Source organism: Adhaeribacter terrigena (assembly GCF_016623615.1).
Lineage (GTDB): Bacteria > Bacteroidota > Bacteroidia > Cytophagales > Hymenobacteraceae > Adhaeribacter_A > Adhaeribacter_A terrigena.
Genome location: NZ_JAEHFX010000011.1, coordinates 25,164 through 50,008 on the forward strand (window position 1 = coordinate 25,164; position 24,845 = coordinate 50,008).

Genomic DNA, 24,845 nt, shown 5'->3' on the forward strand with positions numbered 1-24,845 from the left:
GCTGCTGCACGAACCTTTAGACCCGGCCAGGTTACAAAACGCTATAGAAAACGCCCTAAAAAGTATCGCGAACCGGAAGTTAGATTAAACAAATTTATTACGTCTTCCCTACCATGCAAAGAGAATTATCGCATACCAAATTCCGAACGAAAGGCTCTTCCTTGGGTCGCTTAAATACCAACGAAGTAAAAATATGTTCCTTCAAAAAGCTCAGAATGACCGTCTTTTTTTAGCCTGACAATTAGTTTTTTTTAATTGCTTCAGTCTGAAAAAGCACTCGTGTATTACCTTCTTTCATTTAAACCGCTGTTAATAAACTGCTTAAAATCATGAAGCATTTAACAAAAATCATTGCCGTGGTATGCTGCTTTTTTGCAGTAGGCGCAAGCGCACAAGATGCCCCGCCACCGGAAAAGCAAAAGGCCATGGAAATTTATGGCTTTACCATGATGGATGCCGGCTATAATTTTGGGCAGATACAATCGGACTGGTTCGATACGATGCGGCCCACCAAATTGCCGGCCTTTAAAGACCAATATGGTGCCGATGGTCAGACTTATTTCAGTGTAAGGCAAACCCGTTTCGGGGTGAAAAATTATTTCCCAACCAGCAAAGGCGAATTAAGGACCATTTTCGAATTTGAATTGTTTGGAACCGGGGTAGATGCCGGACAAACAACTCTGCGCCTTCGCCACGCTTACGGCGAACTGGGTAAATGGGGCGCCGGCCAATACTGGAGCCCTTTTATGGACATCGACGTTTTCCCGAATTCTGTAGAATACTGGGGCCCGAACGGAATGGTTTTCTTCCGCAACGTTCAGATCCGCTACATGCCAATCCAGGGCGATACCCGGCTGACTTTTGCGTTGGAACGCCCGGGAGCTAGTGCTGACCAGGGAATTTATTCCGATCGGATCGAGCTCGACGGAATTTCACCGGATTTTTCGCTGCCCGATCTTTCGGCTGAATACCGGTATGGCAGTTCCTGGGGTTATGTAGAACTGGCCGGTATAGTACGCAAGATCGCCTGGGAAGATAAAGACACCATTTCGTTAGACTTCAGCGGTGATGCAACCGGCTGGGGTCTGAACCTGAGTTCCGGCATTAAATTCTTCAAAAAAGACATGTTGAAATTGCAGGTGGTTTACGGCGAAGGCATTCAAAACTATATGAACGATGCCCCGGTAGATATCGGGATCCAGAACCGGCCCGGTGATGCGAACCGCCCACTTGAAGGAGTGGCTTTGCCAATGCTTGGCGTTGTGGCTTTTTACGACCGTTACTGGGGCGATAAATTCAGCACCTCGATCGGCTATTCCATGCTCGATATCGACAACTCCAATGCTCAAACGCCCGATGCTTTCAAAAAAGGACAATACGCTTTGGCTAACCTCCTCTATTATCCTACAGAAAATGCATTGGTGGGTATTGAATACCAATGGGGCGCCCGCGAGAATTTTAAAGACGGCTGGGATTATGATACATCCAAGATACAGCTCACTTTCAAATACAATTTCTCCCACACTTTTTACCACGAACCTAAACCCTGATCAGCAACGGAATTTCACCCGGCATAGCTGATGGCAAAAATGGACAGCTATTCACAAAACTTTCCTGAAAGGAAATAAAAAACGCTATCCTTTTCAGGTCAAAAAGTAAGGTGAAGGTTGTTGCAGCAAGCTGCAAGGCAATTGCATTTTAATATTAAAGCCTCTAATTATGAAAATAAAATTACGTTATCCTGCGCTTGCACTTATTATAGTCAGTTCAGTCGGGAATTCCCTTTTTGCTCAGACAACCCGTACTGAAAAAGATCTGTTGGGAGAGAAACAAATTCCGGCAGATGCTTATTATGGCGTACAAACTGCCCGGGCACTCGAAAATTTCCAGGTAAGCGGCGTTCCGACCAGTTTCTACCCGGATTATGTAAAGGCTTACGCAATGGTTAAACTGGCGGCGGCCCGCGCCAATGCCGAAGATGGCAGGCTGAAGCCGGAAAAACTCGCGGCCATAGAAAAAGCATGCCTGGCTGTGATGGATGGAAAATACCACGAACATTTTTTGGTAGATCTGTATCAAGGGGGCGCCGGAACTTCGGCCAATATGAATGCCAATGAAGTACTAGCCAACATTGCCCTCGAAATGAGCGGCCATAAAAAAGGGGAATACCAGTTTATTGAGCCGCACGACGACCTGAATATGGGCCAGTCAACCAACGATGTATACCCCACCACGCTTCACGTAGCCATGCTGCTTCACAACGACAAGGTTGTAAAAGAAGCAAGGGCTTTATCGGCGGCGTTTCATAAAAAAGGCGACGAATTCAAAAACCTGTTAAAATTAGGCCGCACCGAAGGCCAGGATGCAGTACCCATGACCTTAGGCCAGGAATTTCACGCCTTTGGCTACCAGATAGATGCCGCCATCGATGCCCTGGTAAAATCGGAGGCTTACCTGTACGAAGAAAATATGGGCGCAACCGCTATTGGTACCGGGATTACTGCCTCGCCGGGTTACGCCGAAAAATGCGCCGTGCACCTGGCAAAAATTACCGGTAAACCAATGCATTTAAGTAAAGATCTGGTGGCTGCAACTTCCAGTATGCAGGGCTTTGTAATGTTTTCCGGCGCAATGAAAAACCTGGCGATAACCCTTTCTAAAATTTCCAGCGATCTGATCTTCCTGGCTTCCGGGCCGCGCACGGGCATTTTCGAGATCAACCTGCCGCCCATTCAGCCGGGGTCTTCCATTATGCCGGGCAAAGTAAACCCGGTTATGCCGGAACTGATGAACGAAATATGTTTTAAAGCCATCGGCAACGATATGACCGTGACCATGGCCTCACAGGACGGTCTGCTGCAGTTAAATGCTTACGAACCTGTGGTAGCAGTTGCAATTATGGAATCGCAGGGTTTGTTCTTTAAAGGTATTCCGTTGTTCCGGAAGCAATGCATAGAGGGTATTACGGCCAACGAAAAAGTCCTGAAGCATTACATGGAGCGCAGCGTGGGCATCGTAACCGCCCTGAACCCGGTGCTGGGTTATGACAAAACTACCGAACTGGCCAAAGAAGCTTTACAGTCAGATAAAGGAATTCTGGAACTGATAAAGGAGAAAAACCTGCTTACTGATGCCCAGATCAAAGAGCTTATGGATCCGGCAAAATTAACGGCCCCAACCCCTATTGCGGGTGCATCAGCCGCTCCTGCCGATAAAAAAGCTTCCGGCGGCAAAAAGAACAAAAAAGCGAAATCGAAAACAAAATAATCAATCTTAAAGCAATTTGCATTATGAAAAATTTTAACGCCTTTACTATTGCTTTTCTAGCTTGCGCGTTGCTTTCTGGGAATGCCGTAGCACAAACGAAACCGGTACTGGCTTCGTTTGCCCCGGCTGGCGGAACCAAAACAATAAAATCACCTTCTATAAATAAACCTGCCCTGCCTAATGTGGTAATTCTGGCAACCGGTGGCACCATTGCCGGTGCTGCAGCCTCCGGTACGCAGGCCGGCTATACTTCCGGACAGGTAACCATCGATGCGATGGTAGACGCCGTACCTGATGCCAAAAAACTGGCCAATATTAAAGGGGAACAAATCTCCAACGTGGGTTCTCAGGATATGAGTTTCGAGATTATGTTGAAACTGGCCAACCGCATTAACGAACTTACCAAATCCGGCACCGACGGCGTAGTAATTACCCACGGCACCGATACAATGGAGGAAACCGCTTATTTCCTGAACCTGGTGGTAAAAACCGATAAACCGGTAGTGCTGGTAGGTTCTATGCGTCCAAGTACTGCCATGAGCGCCGACGGCCCGTTAAATCTCTACAACGCCATTTCGGTAGCCGCCGATCCGGAAGCCAAAAATCACGGCGTAATGCTGGTTATGAACGACTGGATCCATTCGGCGCAAAGCTTTGTAAAAGTAAGCACTACTGCCGTTCAAACTTTTATGTCGCCTATGCGGGGTATAATGGGAACTTCCAATTATGGCAAAAATGAATTCTATCGCGTGCCGCACAAAAAATTCGGAAACAAAAGTGAATTTTCAGTAGATGGAGTAAAAACGTTGCCAAGAGTGGATATCGTTTATGGCTATGTAGATATGGACGGGGAAATGATTGACGCCGCCGTAAAAAATAAAGCAAAAGGTATTGTAATTGCCGGTCTGGGAAATGGAAATATGACCAAAGCTGCGCTGGAAGCAGTAAAAAGAGCCACCAAAAAAGGTGTGGTTGTGGTAAGAAGTACCCGCGTTGGAACCGGCGATGTTGGCCGCGATGTGGAAATTAAAGACGCAGAATACGGCACCATTGCCTCTCATGAACTGAACCCGCAAAAGTCCAGAATATTGCTAACACTGGCCTTGTTGAAAAACCGTAAACCGGAAGATCTGCAACGTCTCTTTGAGGAATATTAACGGATCTGGATTCCCTACTTACCTCTATTGAATTCAGCGCAAACACCAGCAGTTTTTGCGCTGAATTCAATATCGTTTTCCGGTGTATTTGCAAAGACCACGATTATGAACAAGGCAGAAAAAGATACCAAAGAGAAAAAGAAAAGCCGGAAATCCATTATTTACTTTATCGGCTGCCTTGTTTTTTCGCTCGGAATGACCTGGCTTTTGCGGGAGCCAAACTTTACCGATTCGCAGGTTTACGCGCTGTTTTTGTTGTTCTTCGCCATCAGCCTCTGGATAACCGAAGCCATTCCGCCGTTTGCGGTCGGACTTTTTATTTTGGCCTACCTTACTTATACTTTTGGTAATCCACATCTGAATTCCAATCCGGAACCGATAGATAAGTACGTGAATACCTTCTCCAGCAGGGTTATCTGGCTTTTGCTGGGCGGCTTTTTCCTGGGTGCTGCCATGTCGAAGACCAGGCTGGACATGAAACTGTTAAGGTTTGTGCTGCACCATTCAGGAACCAACCCCCGGAATATTTTAATAGTACTGATGTTCACAACAATGGTGGCTTCCATGCTGATGTCGGGTACCGCTACTACAGCCATGATCGTGGTGGCTATTATGCCGCTTCTGAATACATTGGGAAAATCGGGTATTAGCAAGGCTATGTTGCTTGGCGTTGCAATGGCATCTTCTTTGGGTGGCATGGGCACCATTATCGGTAGCCCGGCCAATGCAATGACTGTTGGTATTCTGGAAAATGAAGGCGTGAGGGTAAGTTTCCTGAGTTGGATGATTTACGGCCTGCCGGTTGCAATTGTACTTACGGCGCTCTGCTGCTGGCTTTTACTTAAAATATTTGTAAAAACAAATGATCCCCTTTCACTTGCTTTTCTGGACAATGATAAAGATAATGAAGAAGAATCGCCTTTTCAGCAACGCATTGTAATTGGGGTATTGCTGGTAACGATTCTTCTCTGGTTAACTAGTTCCTGGCACGACATTACGGTAGCCGCCGTTTCGGCAATTCCACTGGTAGTCCTTACGCTTACCCGCGTGCTTACCAGCGCCGATATGAAAGCCTTACCCTGGGATACCCTTTTTTTAGTGGCCGGTGGCCTCTCGCTCGGAGCTGCGCTGCAATCCACAGAAATTCTGCACCACTATGTGCACCAGTTTAAAGACATAGACATCAACCCCTACGTATTTATTTTGATCTTTGCGTTAGTCAGCAACATTTTTGCAGGCCTGATGAGCAACGCTGCTTCTACCATGATTTTGGTACCCTTAGGGATGACCTTGCTTGCCGGACTGGAAAAAGAAGTAGCGCTTAGTATTGCCTTGGCTGCTTCCACGGCAATTTTTTTACCCATTTCAACTACCGCCAACGCCATTGTTTACAGTACAGAATTGCTGGACCAAAAGGATTTCCGGTTGGTTGGGCTCCTGATCGGAGTGCTGGGGCCAGTTTTGGCTGTCTTATGGGTCTTGTTGGTAGGCGGAAAGCTTTTCTGAGTTATTGCCATTTCACCTTCGTTTAGTTTCTCTGGCTAATATAAGAGAAAATGGAAATTCCAGTGAGCCATTGAGCAATTTTGGTGCAGATACACTGGCTTTTTGATGCTCAGTTCATAGCATTATTAACCTTTATTTTTAGCTTATTAAATTAGCAGATTATAACTGGAACTGAACCCGTGACTGGAAGAATTGTGTGCCGCCTTGCAGGCCAAAACGGTCGAGCTCACCGTAGCCGTACGTAAATTCGAGTCTAAAATTATCAGTTAGGTGCCAGTTCATCATGGGTGTAATGCGCCAGAATTTTCCGCCGGAAATTTCCGCATCACTCAGGTCTATGTAAGACAAACGCAACACCGCTTCAAGTGCGCCAAAGCCACCATTAAATAATGGCCGGTCCGGCGAAATTCCTTTAAAAAATCCCCCGGCGGTATTGTAAGCCCGTGTTTCGCCGGTTATCATCCAGGTAGCCACAACTTCTCCGCCGTGAAACCGCGGATTCCCTTTTTCCGGAGAGTCTACATCCTGGAACCAATATTCTGAGCCAAAAAGCCAGGCCCCTTGCCGGTAGTAAATTTCACCGCCGTACATAAACGTTTGGGTGGCCCGAAACGCTTTCGTATCTACAAAATAGGGGGCTGTCCAGGCTTCCGGCCGCGACCGTAGTTGCAAGGTGTCTTTATCTACATTTCCCTTCCGGAAGTTGGCTCCCAGGTGAAAAACTTTCCGTTCTTTTTCCGATAGGATTGGCAACCACATCACCCTTAAAACCACCTGGTTGTCGTAAGAGGAAAAGGATTGGTCTTCGTTGTATTTATCTACAAAATATCCGGCATTCCAGCCAATACGGGGTTTAGGCAGAAAACCCAGATACTTTATGCCATCGCCCAGAATAGGAACGGTAGCATCGCTCATGGTAGAGCGTTCCTGGGTCCAGCCGGCGTAACCCACCATTACTTTATTCAGCGAAAAACCTTCCTTGGTCCGGCCAATAAAAAAGCTGCCCCACAATTCCGGAACCCCGATCATAATGCCCGTTTCGCGGAATAACCACGAGTTGGTAGGTTCGCTGTACATAATGCCTACTGAATAGGTAATCGGGTGTTTCATTTTTTCCGGTCCGAATCTGCCCTTAAATACAAACCGGCCGTCGCGGAATTTAACGTCTTCTTCAATATCACCAACCTGCTTTTTGTTTTCGTCGTCCTGCAAAAAAGTGCCAAAATCGTAAAGCAAACCGCCGCCTACACGCACACTGAAATAAGGCCCTCTGTATTCATTGAATTTCACGAGTTGGCGGCGTGGCGTTTCCACGTCGGCCAGGTCACCGGCTTCAATTACCCGGACTATTGAAGAATCGGGCGCAACTGCAGTGGTATCCTGGGCAAAAGAAGAAAACGGCAACTGGAGCATTATAAAAGCCAGGGAAACAATTCTGATTTGTTTTTTACAAAAGCAAGCAGCCTTTGAATAATCAGACAAAACGTATTTAAAAGTTATGTAACGCATGGCTTCGGGATGGCTGTTAAGAATCAGATAGCGTAAGCTTTGCCTAAAATATGCTATGCTTTTAAGGGGAAAAAGTATGTCCGCAGGAAAGCAAAAGCTCCATAAATTTAACAGTTAATGCCCGTATTTGTTCTGCCTGCTAACCTGTAATAAAGTAACGCCAACTTTAGCCCTTAAGCGCTTTTTCCCATCTGTAAAAAAACCAGGTTGGGTGCAGCTTAAGCTACGGTTTAAATCCTGGTATCATTTCAGCAATATTTTGATTAATGTGGTAACCGCACTTTTATTAAATATGAGTGCTTCGCAAGCTGCATTAAAAGGGAGGTTAAGAGTCCCCTTCCCGTATAATTACCTGAAATAAAAATTTTAGCTTCTAGCTATTTATAGTTAAAGAAATAGGTCGACCTGCATTTAGTAAACCAGGTTTAGTTTCCCTAAAACATTCCTTTACCTTGCTTGTTCTTTTGCTATAAAGCAGTTGGCTTATTCCTGTAAATCAATTGTATTTTCCCCGAGTTTTTAATCAGCTTTAACTTTAAAGAATAATTGTATGAAAAAAAGATATTCAGGCTTCCTGACAACGGTATTAGCCTGCTTCCTTTTCTGTTTTTCAGGTTTAAGTTTCGAAGCCAATGCCCAGAAAAAGAAATCAAAAACCAAGGACGGCACAACTGCCACCTCCGATAAAGGCAGCATCGAAGCGGCTCTGAATGAAGCCTATACCAAATACAAAGACCTGAAAGAAGGAAAAAATGCCGACTACATTCCGGAACTTGCCAAAGTACCTTCCGAGCAGTTTGCCATTGTAATTGTTACCACCGACGGCCAGGTTTTTTCCAAAGGCGACATCGATGCCTTGTTTTCCATCCAGTCGATTTCCAAAGTAATTACGCTTGCCCGCAATATAGAAGATCATGGCGCCCAGGCAATTCAGGATAAGATCGGCGTAGACCCGACCGGCGAAAAATTCAATTCGGCTGTGATCGTGGAAAATAAAAAAGGCAAGGAAATAAATCCGCTGGTAAATGCCGGAGCCATTGCTTCAACCAGCATGATCAAAGGCAAAGATTATAATGAAAAATGGAATACCATTATGCAGGTTCACAACGATTTTGCCGGCAGACAATTAGCCGTGAACGATCCCGTTTATAAAAGCGAAGCGGCCACTAACCAACACAACCAGGCCCTTGCTTCCCTTATGAATTCCTTCGAACGGATGTATTTCGATCCGCCCCAATCGGTTGATATTTATACCAAGCAATGCGCGATAAATGTAAACACCAAAGATCTGGCCCAAATGGCAGCCACCTTTGCTAACGGCGGAACCAACCCGGTAACGAAGAAAAAAGTGGTTTCCCCGCAAACAGTGGCGCATACCTTGCCGGTTATGGCAACCTGCGGCCTCTACGACGACTCCGGAATCTGGTTCTATAATGTGGGCCTGCCGGCAAAAAGCGGCGTTGGCGGTGGCATCATTGCAGTAGTTCCGGGCCAGTATGGTATTGCTGCCTTTTCACCCAGATTAGATGAAGCCGGCAACAGCGTGCGCGCTCAGAAAGCAATAACTGACATCGTAAACAAGCTGAACCTGAATCCTTACCTGGTCCAACCGAAATAAAAACCGATCATGAGTTCAGGCAAAACGGTATCCTTTTCAGGAAAAAAAGTCCCGGGCATTTCCAGCAAGAAAGCCGGGACTTTTCTTGTTTTTATGAAGCACGCATTTTCGCTTCTCCTATTAATAACGCTATGGTTTTTACCTGAAAAAGTGCAGGCGCAGGACGACATGAAAGTGGAAGCCTACGATACCCTGAACATCGAAAAAGAACCCATTCCCACGACCCAGGCCGGAGAATTCAGCCCTGGGCGAGGTTTCGATCTTTACAAAAGCAAGATGGGCAGCCTGAATATAAGCGTTTATGGTTTGATCCGGTATACCAATCACCTGCCCGCCACGCAATCTTTTACCGACCACCTGGGCAGAGAAAGAAATGTAGATACCCGCCACGATATTCAATGGCACCGTACGTTCGTTTGGGCTTCCGGCTTTTTTTATACGCCTAAACTGCGCTATACCATAAGCGTTTGGGGCTTGGCTTCTACCGGCCAAACACTGGTTTTCGGTAATATGCATTATCAGGTACACAAAGCCTTACGCATTGGGGCAGGAATTGGACCTAACCTGGGAACCAGATCACTGCAGGGACCCTGGCCGTATTTTATGGCCACCGACCGGCAAATGGCAGAAGAAGCAGTCCGCCCTGGTTTCACCGGGGGTTTCTGGCTTACCGGCGAACCCTTACCAAGATTCAATTACTGGCTTTTCCTGGGAAATAACCTTAGCACGCTGGGCATAAACAACACCCAGGAAACCCGCGATCTGACCAAAAGTGCCAGTATCTGGTGGATGCCAACCACCGGGGAATTTGGTCCGCGCGGCGGCTTCGGCGATTTTGAGCAACACGAAAAACTGGCAACCCGCTTTGGTGCTTCCTATGTATATGCCCGCGAAAACCGCTTTAACGATGTTTCCAACCCAACGCCCGCTGAAACCCAGGTCAGGCTTTCCGACGGCGTATATTTGTTCGAAACCGGTTCCCTGGCAGAAGGCGTAACCATCCGGAATGCGCGTTACCAGATCGGCGCGGTAGACCTGGGTTTAAAATTCAAAGGCTTCCATTTGCAAACTGAATTATACCTGCGCAAACTCTCCAACTTTAACGCCACCGGTCCAATTCCGGAATCTGAATCGGAGATCACCGACGATGGTTTTTATGTGCAGGCTTCCTATTCGATCATCAAGAAAAAGCTGGATATCTACGGCGCGTATTCCACGATCAGAGACCAGTTCGAACGCAATCCCTGGGAAGTGGCGGGCGGCCTGAGCTTTTTCCCTTCCGGCACCCGCAGCTGGCGCATAAATCTGCACGTTATCCGGATCGAGAAATCGCCGGCCGGCTCCACTTTTGGCTATTATACGGCCGGCCAAAGCGGTACTACGGTTTCTTTAGCTACCGATATTCTGCTGTAATAAAGCGGCATTTTTCTGCATCGATTTTCATCCTGGTTTTGCATTACTATGAAAAGCTCAGCGCAACAAAAATGGTATCTTTTCTGGCTTAAAAACTGCGGACTGATCCTGCTCTTTTTTTTCGTGGCGAATTTGGAAACGCTTGCCCAGAAGAAGAAAAAGAAAGCTTCTGCCCCACCGCCAAACTACGATTTCCACGATTCGCATTTTCACCTCACGAACTATATTCAGGAAGGCATTAGTCCGCAGAAATTCCTGGAAATTATGGGCAACCGGGTAGGCCGTTCAACCTTGTTTGGCATTCCCTTGCAGCAAATGTGGTCGTATCAGAATTCCGGAAAATTTAGCCCGACTTACTATTTGCAAACCGATGCGCCGCTCTACTATTATTCCTTTACTGACGCGCACATCGCCAGCGTGTACAACAAACTATCTACGGAAGAAAAACAACGTTTCGACCCGATGATAACCGGTTTTAACCCTTCCGATATGTACGCCAAAGCGCACATCAAACGGGCTTTGCAAACGTTTCCAGGCGTATTTTCGGGCATCGGCGAATTTACTATTCATAAAGAATTTGTTTCCTCCAAAATTCCCGGCGAAGTGGCCAGTCTTACTAATCCGGCGCTGGACAGCATTCTCGATTTTGCCGGCGAAGTAGGTTTGGCGGTAATCCTGCACAATGATATGGATATGCCTTTCGCCAAAGCCGGCGCCGAACCGGTGTACCTCACCCAAATGAAAGACCTGCTGAAACGCCACCCGAAAACTACCATTATCTGGGCGCACATCGGGTTGGGAAGAATTGTGCATCCGGCGCAAAATGCCGCTTCCGCCACGCCCGGCGAACGCAGCCCGATCTTTATGGAAATTGTGGAAGGAATTCTAAGCGATCCGGCTTATAAACACGTCAATTTTGATATTTCCTGGGATGAAGTTGCTAAATACGCGGTCAGTTCTCCCCAGGCTTTGCAGAATACCATAACCGTTTTGAACAAATATCCGGACCGTTTCCTGTTTGGTTCCGATGTGGTAGCGCCTAAAGATCCGGAAATGTATTTCGCGGTTTTTAATATGTACGAACCGCTCTGGAAAGGCCTTACGCCAGAAGCCAGCGAAAAAGTACGCAAAGGAAACTACGAACGCATTTTCAACGAAGCCCGGCAGAAAGTAAGGAATTGGGAGAAAGCAAATGTGAAATAAATCTTGACCAAGCTGGATATAAAATCTAAAAACGCTATCCCTTTAACCCGAAAAAGTAACGCCTTGAAAAGCCTTTTAAAATATTTTGTGCTACTCTTTATTCTGTTTTCAGGAGTATTGACTGTCAGGCCGGCCTTGGCCCAGATACCTTCCAACCCTGCCGAGACAGACAGCATCAAAACCGTAGCGGAGCATTTACCCGGCATGGGTTTTAGGCTGGTAACCAAAAAAGAGGGCACCCTCAATTTTGCGACTTATCTGACCTCTCGTTACCTGAACCAGCAAGGCATAAATAGCAGCTATACCGATGCTTTTGGCCGGACTTTTAATTTGCAGAAGCGCAACGACCTTCAGTTTCAAAAAGTAATGCTCTACTTCAAAGGCTGGCTGTTCGATCTGAATTTCCGGTATTTGCTTTATGGCTGGACCTCGGGTTCAAATAATGGTCAGAATGGCTCAGTTATAATTGCGGGCAACGTGCAGTATAAAATTTCTGATTTCCTGGATCTGGGAGTTGGGGTTGGGGGGCTTCCTACCTCCCGTTCTATGATCGGTAACTGGCCCCATTGGCTGCGGCAGGATGCCAGGCCCATGGGTGAAGAATTTTTCCGCGGATCTTTTACCACGGGAGTCTGGGCGCAGGGTAAAATTACCAACAGCTTGTTTTATAAAACCATGGTAGGCAACAACCTGAGCCAGATGGGAATAGATGCCGGCCAGCTCGACGATGAATTCGATACCTGGAGCACCGCCTTGCTTTGGAAAACGGAAAACTTCGGTAACCTGGCAACTTACGGTGATTTTGAAAAAGTGCAAACCCCGGCTTTTATGCTCGGTGCATCTTATACCCGCTCCGACGAAACCCGCGAATCACAGCCCGGGATCGAAGCTCCAGAAAACACCCAGCTCCGGCTTTCGGATGGTACCCGTATTTTCTTTGCCAACACCATTGCCGATAGTTCGAGCGTGCACGCAGCCAGGTACCGGATGGCTTCTTTTAACGGTGGTCTGAAATATAAAGGTATTTCCCTGGACGGGGAATATTTCCTGCGGTGGCTCACCGATTTTAAAGCCGATGGCCGGTTGCCTTTTTCAGAACTTTTCGACCACGGTTTTACAGCACAGGCTGCCTACATGCTCATCGATAAAACGCTCATGGTTTACAGTACCGGCTCATACATAAACGGCGAATACGGCAAGCCTTGGGAAATTACTGCCGGCCTGAACTGGTACCCACACAAAAACCGAACGCTGCGCATTAATTCCGAAGTAATTTCAGTAGAACGTTCGCCCGTTGGTTACCTTAGTTATCCTACGGTAGTTGGCGCCACCGGCACTGTTTTCATGATGAACTTAGAGCTATTTTACTAAAAGAACGGAAGCCAGAAAGGTCGCTGAATACTATGAACGCTTCATCAGGAAAAGGTACAAGTAAAAGACCAGTAAAACGAAATTTGAAAGATGCCTTTTAACCTAATTTTAAAAACTAACCGACGTGAACAGCCAAACGGAAATTTAAAAACGCTATGCTTTTAGACTAAAAAGTAAGGCCAAAACCTGGAATGCCCCCAGGAAGAAAAGAGGAATTAGTAATCTGTAAAAACTGGATAAAATTATGGACATAGCACATATCATCACGTCGTTGCATCCTATAATCTTGTTCGGGCTCGTAATTGTGTTCTGTATTTTATGTGCTGAAGGGGGTGCCATTGTTGCGCAATTCCGGGTAAAAAAAGGCATTAAAGAGCCTGATGCACCGCTAGGAACCGCAGTTGGCGCAATGTTGGGGCTCCTTGCTTTTATGCTAGGCTTTAATTTTTCGATCACAGCTTCCCGTTTTGCTGATAGAAAAGAATTGACAATTAGACAGGCAAATGCCATTGGAACCTGTTACCTGCGTACCAGCACCATTCCCGAAAAACAAAAACAGGAGATCCGGAAATATTTCCGCCAATATGTAGATATTCTGCTCGGTAAAGGTTACGACGAAACCCGGATAGAAGAAGCTGTTAAAAAACTGGACAAACTGCATATTCAGATCTGGCGACAAACCGCTTCGCTGGTACAGGAAAATATGGATTCTGAACTAAGATCTTTATTTACCGCCTCGGTTAACAGTGTAATTGATATAGCCGGGGAAAGAAAAACAGTTGCCCTGGTTTTCCGGATCCCGTCTATGCTCTGGACCTCGCTATTCTTACTGGCCGGTTTAAGTATGTTTTCCATTGGCTACCAGACCGGAACGTTCGGCCACCGGCGGATCCTGGATTTGCCTTTACTGGCGGCCGCTTTTGCCTTGGTAATCGTTATGATAGCCAATATGGATTCTGTCGCGGAGCATCGTTTCAAAGTAAGCCTGAAACCATTTTCCGATCTGGAAGAAATGATGCAGGAAGAAATTCCCTGAAAAAAGCGAACGCATTCTGATCTGGATTCCGGAATTCAAAACGCTATGATTAAAAAGGCAAAAACTCTGAATTATGGGTGCAGCAAACCTCATCTCTTCCATGCCTTCGTGGGCGCTGTTTGCGCTCCTTGTAATCATTGGCGTGCTGGCAACCCAGGTGGGTTTCTGGATGGGCCGCCGCCGGCACCAAACCGAAATAAAAGAATCTACCGCCCACATTAGCACCGCGGTTTCAGCCATTCTGGGACTTTTGTCTTTTATGCTCGGTTTCACTTTTTCTACCACTTCTTCGCGTTTCGCCGAAAGAAAAGGTCTGGTCATTTCTCAGGCGAACGCCATCGGAACCAGTTATTTGCGCGCGGGACTTCTGCCGGATAAGCAGAAAATAACTATCCGGAAACTGTATGCGGAATACACCGATCTTTTACTAAAAATGCCAGAAGCAACAGATATAAAACCGTTGTTCGACCGCCGCGACCACATCCATATGCTGATCTGGGAACAAGCCATTTCCCTGGAAAAAGAAAAAGACTTTCCTCCGGCAATAATATCACTTTTTATCACTTCAGTGAACCAGATTTTCGACCTTACGGAAGAACGAAATACGGTAGCCCTGGTTTTCAGGATCCCCGACGCATTGTGGAGAGCCTTATTTTTACTCAATGCCATGAGCATGTTCGCTTTCGGGTACCAGAAGGGCATAAACGGAAACCATAAAAGCTTCGGATTCCCCATACTGCCCATTGCCTACGCCATCGTAATCGTACTGATCGCCGATATGGATTCCACCAGTTTCCGCCGGTTCAAAGTAAGCCAGCAGCCGCTTATTAATCTGCAGAAAATGATCAGAATGAGTACGCCTTAAAAACAAAAAAACGCTATGCTTTTAGCTCCCAAAAGTAACTCCTTTTATTAATCCGGTTTAGATGAATTTCGTTGAAATAATTAAGCTCGCTCTAAAAACAAGCCTTTTTCTTACAGCTTTGGGCTTCGGGTTAAAAGCATCGCCTGGTGCGGCTTTTTATTTGTTCCGAAACCCCGCCCAATTGCTGCGTTCAGTTTTGGCAATGAATATTATTATGCCATTGGTGGGCATTTCGATGGCTCTGATTTTAGACCTGCTCCTACTGGTAAAAGTTGCCTTAATTGCTATTTCTGTTTCACCGCTGGCTCCCATTTTTCCTAAAAAACCCTTACGGGCCGGTGGCCGGGAAGAATACATAATCGGGTTAATGATGGCGGTTTCTTTGTTTTCCATAATCCTGATCCCGATCACGATGGAACTTATTGAGAAAATAGCTCACAAACCCATTTCCATTTCTAGTAAAGCCATTTTAATCACTGTATTGGTAACCGTAATTATACCTCTGGCCTTCGGTATCGCCATCCGGCATTTTATACCCGTTCTCTCCGAAAAGATCACAAATGTGGTGGCCCGGATAGCACAGGTTATATTGATCATTACCGTAATACCAGTGCTTTTCAAGGTTTTACCGTCCATTTTACAATTGATTGGCAACGGTACAGTTTTAGCCATTGCAGCTTTTGTAGGGATTGGGGTTTTAGTTGGTCATATACTTGGAGGCCCGGCCGGAGAAGACCGAACCGTACTTGCACTTGCAACAGCAACGCGACATCCGGCGATCGCCATTACGCTGGCCAGCGCCAATTTACCCGACCACAAACTTGTACCCGCAACCATTTTATTATACCTGCTCATTAATGCTGTTGTGGTAATACCATACCTGAAATGGCTGCAAAAAGCAAAAACTGAAATGTATTAAATTATCGTGAGCGCAAACGAAAGCTGGTCCAACAGGAATTAATTTCACAAAGCATACTTAGGCAATAAAAATATTCCGGAGAATTTCAGGCACATCCTGGCTGGTGTTAATTAAAGCGAAAAAAACACTATCCTTTTCACGCTAAAAAGTAAAAAATAATGCACCGGGAGAAAACCTGAAATTAGTTTAGCGCTACAAAAAAGCAGCGTTTTTCAGGCCGGGTGCGGAAAGATATTGACTGAAGGTAAAAATATAATATCAATAAAAATTTGCTTCTTTAAATTCAAAAATCTCCCCTTTTGGCAGCACATGAACAATTATGCGTTGGAGGCTTAAATGGTTGCCGTTCAGAATCTCGGCATAATTATTTTTCTTTAGTTCACGTCCGTCTATAACCACCACCATACCGGAACCAATTGTTTCAACTTTATTATTTCCGGTAACCAGAATAGCCGTGTCTTCGCCCAGCCCAATACCAATGTGGTCGGGAAAGGCTGCTACCGCTTCAAGCAATCGGGAAAAACGGCTCCGGACAATAAAATGCGTATCCAGAATCATCTGGTACAGAAAACCCAGCCCTGTGCCCGTCTGCACAGAACCCTTTATCAACGGTATTTCTTCAAAACTGCCCATTATCATTACCTGACTCATACACATAGCTCCGGCACTGGTTCCTGCAATCAGAAAATTTTCTTCATCGTGGTACCTCTCCTGCATAATACGCAGAGCTTTAGAACCAATAAAAAAACTAACCAGCCGGTTTTGGTCCCCGCCACTGATCATTACCGCGTGTGCTTGTTTCAGGCGGTCCAGAAATTCCTGTTTATTGGCATCTTCTTTATTTTTAATATGCATGATCCCTACATCGGGCACATCCAGGTTTTTAAAAGCTTCCTGATACATTACCCCAACTTCCTCCGGAATCAGCGAAGCGCTGGTTATTACTTCTATTTTAGGATTGTCAATATTTATTTCTTTTATAATCCGCTTCAAAACGCCCTCCGAAAGAAATATATTTTTCCGCTGAAGCTCTTCTTCCGACATTGTTTCATAATTGCCTTTGTCTTCGTGACCGCCAATAATTATCAGTTTGCCTTTTGCGTTTTTCATAATTTCTTCCAGGAAAAATGTGCTCAATATTGTAATAGAACAACCGCCCATTCCTATTGTTTTTGCCGGAAATAAGTAAAAAGAATTTAGCAGCCAGGTTAACTTAATTGGTTTCAGTTCGCCGAACAGGATACACGAAAACAAAACGGTTTTAAACGTTATGAGCAGACAGCTTCTAACCTGAAAACCATAAATTCTGATCGAATTTTATTAAATGGAAGGCTCGAAAATGCTATGTAAACCAACTGAAAAAGTCTCGACGGGAATTGTATTTCTGCAGCCTCGTACCCATTTTAAGCAACACCTAATCGGGTACAGTTTTATTTCATGAATAATATTTTCAGTTCCTCTGCTTTCCTGCGCCCGGCCTTATAATTTGGATCCAGGCTTATAGCTTTCTCCAAATATGTTAATGACTGTTCCCTGTATTTTTTTCCCTGATGCTGGTTTGCCCAGGCCCAATAGGTAAAACTAATAATCTTCCAATCTGCATACTCCGGATCTTTGGTTTGCTTATTTATTATCGCCTGAAAATCCTGGTTCGCAGATCTCCTTTTTGCAAAGAAAAACCACGGTAGATTTTCAGCTACGCTTCCCCTTAAAAACTCAGGCAGATAACTAAATCTGGCATACTTTTCCACCGCGTCTTCGAATAAAGAAAATGCTTCGCCAAGTAATTGCAGCTTTTTTGTTTCTGCACTAACCAAAGCTAAAGCGGATGCTCTGTATGAAGCAATAAAAGGCAATAACTCCGGGGTAGTTGAAGGGGAATTGAACAGTTCGGTTAATTGCTCGAAGCTCTTTTTGGCATAACCTTTATAGGTTGTCTTTGAAAAGAAAGCTAAATTCAAAGCGGTTTCGTGGTAAACAATGCCCAGGCGTACTTTATTAATTTCGCTAGGGTTTTGCTGGAATTGATGCTCTGCATTATTGAGTTTTATTTTCAGTTCAGCAGTATCAATAATCTCCATCACGTCGCTCAATACGTGCTCGTAAATTTTAACTTTAGAAACATCTAATTCCCTGGCTTTTAAGGTGGTAGTAATTGCCATGGTAATTAAAATTAATACGAATAGTTTGTGTCTCATTTTTCTTGGTTTTATGAGATACAAAAATGCAGTTACCAGGCGCCTTGAAACGATGACTTAAGTTAAGATTTTTGCTTTTGATGGATCCTGTTCCGGATGCGGCTCAAACTTTCCGGACTAATGCCCAGAAAATTCGCAATGTATTTCTGAGGAACGCGCTGAAAAAGCTCCGGTTGTTTTTTAATAAGATTCAGAAATCTTTCTTCCGGCTTTTCTGAAGCAAGCGACATTGCAATTTCAGTTGCGCGCTGTGCCACCTGCTCCGCCATTAGTCGCCCGAAAGTTTCATATTTATTACATTCTTTATAAAGCTTATATAAATTTTGTTTCCGGATCAGGAAAACTGCGGAATTTTCCATTGCCTGCAAATTTATTTTGCTGATTGTATCTAGAGTAAAGCTTTGGAAATCTGTAACCCAGGAATTGTTAAACGAAATATCGCAGGTTCTTTCTACTCCGTCTTTTATGTGAAAATGCCTGATTGTTCCTGCTGAAACAAAAGCAATAAAATTGCAGCTTGTATTGTCCTGCAATAAGAATTCTTTCTTCTTTAAATGCTTACTTTCAAAATACTTTTCGATTAGCTCAAGCTCTGTTTCGGAAAGAGAAACAAATTGTTTACAATACTTTTTTAGCTCGTCGAACATTACGTTATTTAAAAATTACTGCTAAGAAATAAAACAGATGCTATGGTAAATTAAGCTATATAATTTGGTATGGCTTGATCTATTAAAGGAAACGGAACGGATCAAGGCCCCTTCATATTCCAAGTTATTGCAATATCAAATAAATCTACCTCCTTTTGCAAAACCATGTAGCTTTAACTGAAGAATAATTGCATTATGAATTCAGCTTTGACGGCAGGTTGGATCTAAAATAACGCGTCACGCAGCATGCAGATTCTAAAGCCCACTTGCTAAATTCAGGAATGTAAAATGATGAATTGCTAAAACAAAGATGAAAAATTCAAGTTTGAAGAAGCCGAAAATTTAAAAAGTTCAGCAATGAAAAAGACTTTCCTGCCGGCACTTTTTCAGCACAAAATACTACCGTTTGGTAAACCGTTACTGATAATTAAATTCCAATAGTAATCTGACAAAAAAACACTTTTATTGGTCATCACCATTTAAGGCTGTATCTGATCTGGTTAATACTAATTACTCTTCCGGTTTTATGCTACCTCATTCATGAGATCTCTACTTAAAGGTCAGAAAAATCGCCAGGCTTTAAACAAAAAAAAACTGCTTCCAGATATTCAGAAGCAGTTTTATTTATGATTACAATAGTTTTTCAAACGTTTAGCTGTTTCCAGGAACCTTACTTTTCGGCCGGACCCAGATCGCTTAAAGCCGGCCCGTTCATTACTTTGCCCAAAGCATCGAAACGCGAACCATGACACGGACAGTCCCAGGATTTTTCTACGTTGTTCCAATGCACAATACAACCAAGGTGCGGACAAACGGCAGAATGCTCATGATGGTTACCGTCCTTATCGCAGTAAACCGCCACTTTCTGCATGCCTTTCCGGATCACGCAACCTGTTTCCGGCAATAAACTGTCGGCCGTCGGTGCATCGCCGGGCGTAACCCAATCAGTGTATTGCTGGGCCACGTTCAGGTTTTCCTTCATAAATTCGCCGGCCGTGGTTACGTTCAGCGAAATGCGGCCCGGGTCATACAAGGTTTCCCAGGGGTTATCCCGTTTCATGATCAGGTCGGTTATCAGCATGCCGGCAATGGTAGCGTGCGTCATGCCGTGGCCCGAATCGCCGGTGGCAATATACACGTTTTCTGAATCGCCGGGATTGCGGCCAATAAAGGCCAGATAATCTACGGGCTCCATTACCTGGCCCGACCAGCGGTAAGCTTCCGACTCTATAATGTTGAAATGCTGCCGGGCCCAGGCATCCAGGCAATTAAAGCGTTCCTCCGGATTTTCTTCCTGCCCGGTTTTATGATCTTCGCCGCCAACGATCAATAGGTCCTTTTCAACTTTTCCCTCGCTGGCCTTGCCCCGCATGGTCCGGATGTAATGGTACGGATCAGAATTATCCCAGTACAAACCTTCCGGAACAGAATTATGAGGAACATTATAGGCCAGCACGTAAGTGCGGTAAGCTGCCTGTTTGGTATGCATCGTAACCCAGTCGTTTACCGGTGTATTGGTACAAACCACCAAATTATTGGCCGTAACGGTGTGTTTGTTAAGCGTTTGCACGCGAGCCACCAAACCACTTTCAAAACTATGCGCCTGCGAATCGGTAAAAATATGGCCGCCGTTATCCAGAATGATCTGCGCCAGCGCGGCCAGGTATTTCATCGGGTGGAACTGTCCCTGATCCGGGAAACACAACACCGGCCCTTTGGAAAGCGTTTGAATAGGATTGTGCTGGAGCTTAATAACTTCGGTATAACCAATTTTATGCGTGGCTTCCAGCTCTTTGTCCAGTTCCTCTTCTTTGTCCGAAGGCAGCAGAAACAAATAGCCTTTGGTGCGTTGAAAATCGCAGTCGATATTTTCTTGCTTTACAATTTCCTCAATTTTATCAATGGCCGCGGCGTGGCTTTCGGCGGCCAGCATTGCGCCTTTTACCCCGTGCACCTGAATAATTTTCTCGTAGCGGTCGTCTAAGGCGTCGGAAAGATGCGCGGTGGTGCGGCCGGTTTCGCCGCCGCCAATGGGGCCTTTGTCCAGCACTACCACTTTTTTTCCTTCTTTCTGAAGCAGATAAGCCGTGGTTATACCCGCCAGGCCGGCGCCTACAATGCACACATCACAGGTAATATCGTTTTCAAGCGGTTTGGTGGCAGGCATTTTCACTTCGGGCATCCAGCACGAAACCGTATTGCCGGTATCAGATTTTAACATAGTTTTACGTTGGTTTGAGATTGGTTTCCGGAAACACACCGGGCAGATTTTTCAGACTTTTAACGACCGCTGCCGCCTTAGGTTACCTGCTGCAAAAACGCTAGGGTTTCAGGCCAGAAAAGTCTGCAGCCATTACAACTGAAAACTTACCTGAATATGAATACAATTTCCTGGGAAGATTTTGAGAAAATAGATATCAGAGTGGGCACCATTATCGAAGCCCGTGAATTTCCGGAGGCCCGAAAACCCGCCTACCAGCTTTGGATAGACTTAGGGGAACTGGGCATAAAAAAGTCAAGCGCGCAGATCACGCAGCTTTATACGTTGGAAGAATTAGCAGGAAAGCAGGTAGTCTGCGTGGTGAACTTTGCGCCGCGGCAGATCGGAAAATTTATGTCGGAAGTGTTGGTTACCGGTTTTCCGGATCAGCATGGCGCGATTGTATTGGCCGGACCCGAAAGAGACGTACCGAACGGAAGCCGGTTGATATAAAGGCGGTTGCTTATTTTATAGTATCTATACTTTTAAGCCGCTCTCTACGGGCCTTTACCTTTTCCAAAAGTTTATTTTTGATGGTATCAGGCATTTTTTTGGCGTTGGCCGAATCCGGTTTTGCGCTATCGGGCTTCATTCCGGTATTCCCGCCTTTGGAAGTAAACTGCACTTCGCGCATGGTAAGCGTATCTATCAAACTTTCATAAATTTTATCCAGATCGTTCAGGTTATTAAGATAATAGGTGTAGGTTTTATCGAATTGCTTTTCCGGAACGCCGTATTTTTTCAAAACTTCGGCCTGCAACCGGTTAAAAACCACTTTGGCTGTATCCGGGCTCAGCCGCATATTTTCCACCTGCGCTTCGGCAATATGAATATCTGCTAAAATACTGGTTAACTTGGCCGGCGGCAGCAAACCGGCCGGAAGTTTCTTCTTTTCTTCCGCGCAGCTGAACAGACCAAAGAGGCTAAATATCAAAAAAAGCTTTCTCACGAATGTAAAATAGCAGAATTAATTCTAATTTTAAAAACGCTAAGCCGTACCCGAATTTTAAATGAAAGAAATCCTACAGAAGCTGCAAAAGTTTGAACTCCGCATCCGCAAGGTGATTGACACCCAGATGCAGGGCGACTTTCATTCAGTTTTTAAGGGTACCGGCCTGGAGTTCGACGAAGTACGCGCCTACCAGTACGGCGACGACGTGCGCACTATCGATTGGAACGTTTCGGCTAAAGGGCACGGCACGTTCGTGAAAACCTACAAAGAAGAAAAAGAGCAGTCCGTTTTTTTAATTCTGGATGTAAGCGGTTCCCAGAATATCGGCCCGGAAAAACAGCAGAAAATAAACATTGGCAAGGAAATTTGCGGTATCCTGGCTTTAACCGCGGCGCGGCAAACGGCTTCCATTGGTTTGATCTGCGTTTCGGATCAGCGCGAAAAATTTGTAAGACCCGGCAAAGGCATTGAGCACGCGTATTCGCTCATTAAAACGCTTTTTGAACTCAAGCCGGCTTCTACCCGAACCAACCTGGCTTCGGGCATAAAAACTGCGCTCAGCGTAATAAAACGCCGCAGCATGATCCTGCTCATTTCCGATTTTATAGATCGTAACTACGAAAAGGAAGTAACCATGCTGGCCCGCAAACACGATCTTATTGTGGTGCAGCTCATGGATCAGAAAGAACAGAATTTCCCGAAGCTGGGCATTATTCCGTTGCGCGATGCCGAATCGGGGCAGGTTTCCTGGGTGAATACTTCGTCGGAAGCGTTCCGGGAAAAATACCTGCATGACCTGACCCGGAACCGCGAAAACCTGCAATTGCTCTGCCGCCGGCACAAAGCCGATTATTTAGCCATCGATACTTCGGCCGATTACGTGCTGCAATTGGTAAATTTGTTTAAGATCAGGAAAAAGACCCGGAAAAGTGCGTAGAGTTTTTGTCTTGATTTGCATAGCGTTTTCAACTGCCGCGGCGCAGGTTCCCGAAAAACCGGCCGGCTATTTTCTGCAGGAAAAAGTCAAGATCGGCGAACCGGTAAAGTTTGCGTTGGTGTTTAAACACCAACCCGAAACCGAAGTAGTTTTTCCGGATTCTGCTTTCCGCTTTGCGCCTTTCGAATTCATTTCCAAGGAAGTTTATCCCACCCAAACGGTAAATAATAAGAGTACCGACAGCGTGGTTTATTTGCTGCGAACGTTTGACATTGAGCCGCTGCAAAAACTGAACCTGCCGGTTTTAATTCTGCACCAAAACGATACGCTGAAAGTTTTCGGCAACCCGGCTACCATTAAATTGCAGGAAGTGGTAAAGCAAATTCCGCAGCCGCTCGCTTTTCAGGAAAATACCGAATTGCAAACCATAGAACCACGCTTTAATTACCCGAACCTGATCCTGGGTTTAGTGCTTTTGGCTTTGCTTTTCGGGGGCATTTGGTTTGTGTTCCGGAAAAAGATCCTGATGCGTTACCGGCTTTACGTGCTGAAAAAAAATCACCGGAATTTTATTTACCGCTACAACACCTACATCGATCGTTTCCATAAGTCGGCTTCCCTTACGGATATGGAAAAAGCCATTACACTCTGGAAAAACTATTTAACCGGGCTGGAAGACACGGCCATTAACAGCTTCACCACCAAAGAGATTGTGAGTTACTACGACAACGACGAAGACGTAACCACGGCCCTGAAACTGTTCGACCGCGCCATTTACGGCAATATTCTCTCCGATAAAATTTCCGATACGCTAACGGCTTTTTATTTGCTTCACCACTTTGCCGACCGCCGTTACGACATTATAAAAGAAAAAACCCGCGATGCTGCAAATGCCCGATAATTTTACGGATTGGTTTGCCTGGCGCTGGTTCAGTCCGGCCACCTTGCTTGGTTATGACTGGGCTCGCCCGTTCTTTTTGTATGCCATTATTCCGGTAGCTATTTTTTTGCTGGTCTGGAGTCTGGTGAAACTGAAAGTGCGCCGCAAAACCGACGTAGCCTTTTTCGAAAGCAAACCGATCCGCAACTGGACCAGCTACCTCCGTTTCCTGCCCGATGCATTTTTTGGTTTAAGTTTGATCCTGACCTTTCTGGCCCTGGCGCGTCCGCAAAAAACGAGTGAGCAGGTAGAACAATACGCCGAAGGCATTGATATTATGCTGATCCTGGATACTTCGGGTTCTATGGAACTGAAAGATTTTAAACCCAACCGCCTGGAAGCCGCCAAAAAAGTAGCGCTGGAATTCATCAACGGTCGTTTTCAGGATAGAATTGGCCTGGTAGTTTTTGCCGGCGACGCATATTCATTAGTGCCTTTAACCACCGATTACGACCTGCTGCGCACCAACTTACAAAGCGTAAAACTGGGCATGATCCCCAACGATGGCACCGCCATTGGCAGCGCGCTGGCCGTAACCATAAATCGGATGCGCGACTCCAATGCCAAATCGAGAATTGCGATCTTAATATCCGACGGGGAAAATACGGCTGGAAATTTAGACCCCAGCATTGCCGCAAAAATGGCCCAGGCTTTCGGCATGAAGATCTATACCATTGGCGTAGGCGCGGAAGGCACCGTTCCGTACGGCACCGATGTTTTCGGAAATACCACCTACGTAGAAACCCGCCTGGATGAAAGCAACCTGCGCGAAATTGCCGAAATTGGCAACGGCTATTTTTACCGCGCCGAAAACCAGAATGCCCTGCAGGAAATTTTCCGCACCATCAACAAACTCGAAAAAGTAGCTATCAAAGAAACCCGCTACCGCGATACCAGAGAATTTTACCAGGTGTATTTGCGGTTTGCTGTCGTGTTTTTCTTAATGTGGCTGTTTACCAAGAACTCGTTTTTAACGAATGCGCTGGAGGATTGATTAATGTGCTAATTCTTTAATGTGCTAATGTAAAAATGTTCTTAAAATTCATT

General features: G+C 45.5%; 21 protein-coding genes. 15 read left to right on the forward strand and 6 right to left on the reverse strand.

What is annotated here, in order from left to right:
* Nucleotides 1-329 precede the first annotated feature (329 nt).
* The 4 genes from I5M27_RS16945 (at nucleotide 330) to I5M27_RS16960 (ending at nucleotide 5,930) form a co-directional block, all read left to right on the forward strand.
* A complete protein-coding gene (locus I5M27_RS16945) occupies nucleotides 330-1,550 on the forward strand; it encodes a DcaP family trimeric outer membrane transporter (protein ID WP_200507556.1) in 1,221 nt (406 codons plus the stop codon).
* A 169-nt stretch (nucleotides 1,551-1,719) separates the two neighbouring features.
* Nucleotides 1,720-3,267 (forward strand): aspartate ammonia-lyase, encoded by a 1,548-nt coding sequence (locus tag I5M27_RS16950; protein WP_234462578.1) that lies wholly within the window; start codon nucleotides 1,720-1,722, stop codon nucleotides 3,265-3,267.
* A gap of 23 nt (nucleotides 3,268-3,290) precedes the next feature.
* On the forward strand, nucleotides 3,291-4,424 hold the full coding sequence (locus I5M27_RS16955) for a type II asparaginase (protein WP_200507557.1): 1,134 nt from the start codon (nucleotides 3,291-3,293) through the stop codon (nucleotides 4,422-4,424).
* A gap of 105 nt (nucleotides 4,425-4,529) precedes the next feature.
* Nucleotides 4,530-5,930, forward strand: a complete 1,401-nt coding sequence (locus I5M27_RS16960; protein WP_200507558.1) for an SLC13 family permease — start codon at nucleotides 4,530-4,532, stop codon at nucleotides 5,928-5,930.
* A gap of 159 nt (nucleotides 5,931-6,089) precedes the next feature.
* Here I5M27_RS16960 and I5M27_RS16965 read toward each other — a convergent pair whose 3' ends face one another.
* A complete protein-coding gene (locus I5M27_RS16965; RefSeq protein WP_200507559.1) occupies nucleotides 6,090-7,343 on the reverse strand; it encodes an OprO/OprP family phosphate-selective porin in 1,254 nt (417 codons plus the stop codon).
* Nucleotides 7,344-7,989: 646 nt separating this feature from the next.
* Here I5M27_RS16965 and glsA point away from each other — a divergent pair.
* The 7 genes from glsA to I5M27_RS17000 all read left to right on the forward strand — a co-directional run bounded on the left by glsA (nucleotide 7,990) and on the right by I5M27_RS17000 (nucleotide 15,864).
* Nucleotides 7,990-9,057: a glutaminase A gene (glsA, locus tag I5M27_RS16970; RefSeq protein ID WP_200507560.1), complete on the forward strand. Its 1,068-nt coding sequence runs from the start codon at nucleotides 7,990-7,992 to the stop codon at nucleotides 9,055-9,057.
* A gap of 93 nt (nucleotides 9,058-9,150) precedes the next feature.
* Entirely contained in the window at nucleotides 9,151-10,470 is a 1,320-nt protein-coding gene (locus I5M27_RS16975; RefSeq protein ID WP_200507561.1) for a hypothetical protein, read from the forward strand.
* A gap of 48 nt (nucleotides 10,471-10,518) precedes the next feature.
* Nucleotides 10,519-11,673 carry an amidohydrolase family protein gene (locus tag I5M27_RS16980; protein WP_200507562.1) on the forward strand — a complete coding sequence of 385 codons (1,155 nt, stop codon included), beginning with the start codon at nucleotides 10,519-10,521 and terminating at the stop codon, nucleotides 11,671-11,673.
* 63 nt (nucleotides 11,674-11,736) lie between these two features.
* A complete protein-coding gene (locus I5M27_RS16985) occupies nucleotides 11,737-13,044 on the forward strand; it encodes a hypothetical protein (RefSeq protein WP_200507563.1) in 1,308 nt (435 codons plus the stop codon).
* Between the two features lie 244 nt (nucleotides 13,045-13,288).
* Nucleotides 13,289-14,080: a bestrophin-like domain gene (locus I5M27_RS16990; RefSeq protein WP_200507564.1), complete on the forward strand. Its 792-nt coding sequence runs from the start codon at nucleotides 13,289-13,291 to the stop codon at nucleotides 14,078-14,080.
* 73 nt (nucleotides 14,081-14,153) lie between these two features.
* The gene (locus I5M27_RS16995) at nucleotides 14,154-14,945 is read left to right on the forward strand and encodes a bestrophin-like domain (protein ID WP_200507565.1); all 792 of its coding nucleotides are present in this window, start codon (nucleotides 14,154-14,156) and stop codon (nucleotides 14,943-14,945) included.
* Nucleotides 14,946-15,006: 61 nt separating this feature from the next.
* The gene (locus tag I5M27_RS17000) at nucleotides 15,007-15,864 is read left to right on the forward strand and encodes a bile acid:sodium symporter family protein (RefSeq protein ID WP_234462579.1); all 858 of its coding nucleotides are present in this window, start codon (nucleotides 15,007-15,009) and stop codon (nucleotides 15,862-15,864) included.
* Between the two features lie 258 nt (nucleotides 15,865-16,122).
* Here I5M27_RS17000 and I5M27_RS17005 read toward each other — a convergent pair whose 3' ends face one another.
* The 4 genes from I5M27_RS17005 to I5M27_RS17020 all read right to left on the reverse strand — a co-directional run bounded on the left by I5M27_RS17005 (nucleotide 16,123) and on the right by I5M27_RS17020 (nucleotide 20,930).
* On the reverse strand, nucleotides 16,123-16,974 hold the full coding sequence (locus I5M27_RS17005; protein WP_200507567.1) for a cyanophycinase: 852 nt from the start codon (nucleotides 16,972-16,974) through the stop codon (nucleotides 16,123-16,125).
* A 320-nt stretch (nucleotides 16,975-17,294) separates the two neighbouring features.
* Entirely contained in the window at nucleotides 17,295-18,062 is a 768-nt protein-coding gene (locus I5M27_RS17010; protein ID WP_200507569.1) for a hypothetical protein, read from the reverse strand.
* 62 nt (nucleotides 18,063-18,124) lie between these two features.
* Complete coding sequence (locus I5M27_RS17015; protein WP_200507571.1) at nucleotides 18,125-18,421, reverse strand: Crp/Fnr family transcriptional regulator; 297 nt, start codon at nucleotides 18,419-18,421, stop codon at nucleotides 18,125-18,127.
* Nucleotides 18,422-19,379: 958 nt separating this feature from the next.
* Nucleotides 19,380-20,930 carry an FAD-dependent oxidoreductase gene (locus tag I5M27_RS17020; RefSeq protein WP_200507573.1) on the reverse strand — a complete coding sequence of 517 codons (1,551 nt, stop codon included), beginning with the start codon at nucleotides 20,928-20,930 and terminating at the stop codon, nucleotides 19,380-19,382.
* A gap of 156 nt (nucleotides 20,931-21,086) precedes the next feature.
* Between I5M27_RS17020 and I5M27_RS17025 the strand changes: the two genes are divergently transcribed.
* Entirely contained in the window at nucleotides 21,087-21,422 is a 336-nt protein-coding gene (locus I5M27_RS17025) for a tRNA-binding protein (RefSeq protein ID WP_200507575.1), read from the forward strand.
* A 10-nt stretch (nucleotides 21,423-21,432) separates the two neighbouring features.
* On the opposite strand, the gene I5M27_RS17030 is transcribed toward I5M27_RS17025, so the two are convergent.
* Entirely contained in the window at nucleotides 21,433-21,903 is a 471-nt protein-coding gene (locus tag I5M27_RS17030) for a DUF4296 domain-containing protein (RefSeq protein WP_200507577.1), read from the reverse strand.
* A 76-nt stretch (nucleotides 21,904-21,979) separates the two neighbouring features.
* On the opposite strand from I5M27_RS17030, the gene I5M27_RS17035 reads away from it, so the two are divergent.
* From I5M27_RS17035 to I5M27_RS17045, 3 genes are read left to right on the forward strand one after another with little or no spacing between them, the layout of a single operon-like run.
* The gene (locus I5M27_RS17035; protein WP_200507579.1) at nucleotides 21,980-22,858 is read left to right on the forward strand and encodes a DUF58 domain-containing protein; all 879 of its coding nucleotides are present in this window, start codon (nucleotides 21,980-21,982) and stop codon (nucleotides 22,856-22,858) included.
* Nucleotides 22,851-23,759: a hypothetical protein gene (locus I5M27_RS17040; RefSeq protein WP_200507581.1), complete on the forward strand. Its 909-nt coding sequence runs from the start codon at nucleotides 22,851-22,853 to the stop codon at nucleotides 23,757-23,759. The genes I5M27_RS17035 and I5M27_RS17040 overlap by 8 nt, the downstream gene beginning before the upstream one ends.
* Nucleotides 23,749-24,792 carry a VWA domain-containing protein gene (locus I5M27_RS17045; RefSeq protein ID WP_317193617.1) on the forward strand — a complete coding sequence of 348 codons (1,044 nt, stop codon included), beginning with the start codon at nucleotides 23,749-23,751 and terminating at the stop codon, nucleotides 24,790-24,792. The genes I5M27_RS17040 and I5M27_RS17045 overlap by 11 nt, the downstream gene beginning before the upstream one ends.
* Nucleotides 24,793-24,845: the final 53 nt, after the last annotated feature.